Origin of the sequence: Microseira wollei NIES-4236, from assembly GCF_020521235.1 — a bacterium.
Classification (GTDB): domain Bacteria; phylum Cyanobacteriota; class Cyanobacteriia; order Cyanobacteriales; family Aerosakkonemataceae; genus Microseira; species Microseira wollei.
Window position 1 is genome coordinate 1 of the sequence record NZ_BLAY01000466.1, and the last position, 990, is coordinate 990.

General features: G+C 45.1%; 1 protein-coding gene and 1 pseudogene. One reads left to right on the forward strand and one right to left on the reverse strand.

Annotated elements, in window-relative coordinates; translation table 11 throughout:
* Positions 1–119 precede the first annotated feature (119 nt).
* A pseudogene (locus MiSe_RS54410) lies at positions 120–315 on the forward strand (RNA-guided endonuclease TnpB family protein); the annotation flags it as partial.
* 92 nt (positions 316–407) lie between these two features.
* Here the strand turns inward: MiSe_RS54410 and tnpA are convergent.
* Positions 408–806: an IS200/IS605 family transposase gene (tnpA, locus tag MiSe_RS49280; protein WP_226594886.1), complete on the reverse strand. Its 399-nt coding sequence runs from the start codon at positions 804–806 to the stop codon at positions 408–410.
* Positions 807–990 lie beyond the last annotated feature (184 nt).

Sequence of the window (990 nt, forward strand, 5' to 3'; positions counted from 1 at the left end):
CTCCCTTGGAGCGGTTCTCGGCAAAGTCAGGAAGTGTTACCCAGATAGCCACTAAAGGGCGAAAAGTTAACATGAACTCCTGGCCTGATTCTCCGCGTATGCGAGAGCGGAGAGTGGCTCAATGCGGCACTCATCACGACAGAGACGGAAATGCAGCGACCAATATCAGGAATGAAGGTATCAGAATGCAAAAGGCGGGTGGAACGTCCGTCTGGAGCTGTTGCAGGGGAGGTAAGACCAAAGAAAGGGCGTAAGTCCAATCTGAGGCACTCCCCATTGAGAACAGAAACCCCACCCGCCCGTGCGGTGGGGTAGTTCATAGGAAAAACGGGAAGCGAGAAACTCAGTCTCTAAAGAGCTGAGAGGAAAGCGACACGAGCGGTTTTAACCGCAGTCGTATTTCAGAATTAACAATGGTAAGGATCTTCAATATAACGTTTAACCACATCGCTGCTAATATTACCAGCAGTACTGACAAAATAGCTGTTCGTCCAAAGAGACGGCAGCTTTTTTAATTGGGGAAACTCTTTTCGCAAATAGTAACTAGATCTACCTTTAAAACCTTTAACCACTAAATGAGGTGTATCAGTAGGCTTGACACTAACAAATGAATGAACGCGATCAGGAGCAATCTCCATCGCCAATATATCCCAATCCCTCTCTATCGCTAAATCCAAAAACACCTGCCTTAGTCTTGTCGCCACATCACCCACTAAAACCTTCTTTCTGCGCTTAGGAATCCAGACAAAATGATAGTTCACCAAATACTTAACATGATTGTGAGATTGGTAATCTTTCTGCAACATCTTGTCCTTTTGTTACATAACAGTTGACACAGGTATCGTAGTCGATTACCATAAGCGTGTCAACAAACTCGCAAGTCATGCCAAAGACTAAAGACAGCATAGGCGTCCAGCAAATATTGCTACACCCAGATCCAGAAACAAAAGCGATATTAGAATACCTATGTCAACAGGCTGGCAAACTCTA